This window comes from Adlercreutzia sp. DFI.6.23 (genome assembly GCF_024462535.1).
Lineage (GTDB): Bacteria > Actinomycetota > Coriobacteriia > Coriobacteriales > Eggerthellaceae > Adlercreutzia > Adlercreutzia rubneri.
This window is the reverse complement of the sequence record NZ_JANGBP010000637.1, coordinates 1-295: the sequence shown is the minus strand read 5'-3', so window position 1 is coordinate 295 and position 295 is coordinate 1. Positions and strand designations below refer to the sequence as shown.

Annotated in this window: 1 protein-coding gene; it reads right to left on the bottom strand. The window is 67.1% G+C overall.

All coding sequences use genetic code 11. From position 1 onward, the window contains the following. Positions 1-295 (bottom strand): solute carrier family 23 protein (locus NE591_RS14865; protein WP_256157058.1); only part of this gene is annotated, 295 nt, incomplete at both ends.

The window sequence follows — 295 nt, the reverse complement described above, 5'->3', positions numbered from 1 at the left end:
CAAGGCAGGCCACAAGCGAGATGGTTCCCAGCGCCAAGTTGACCGGCGACCCGAAAACGGGTGCGTCCGTGCCCCCGCCGAAGGAGGCCGCGCCCACGCCCAAAAGCGAGAAGCCGATGGCCGTCACCACCACAGCCGCCACGATAGGCGTGATGATGCGCCGCCAATCCTGCGCGAACAGGCCGAGAACCCCCTCCAGCACGCCGCCTACGATGACGGCGCCTATGAGCGCCCCGTACCCTTGGGTGGCCGCCACCGTGCAAGCAACCGTGACGAAGGTGAAGCTGATGCCCAT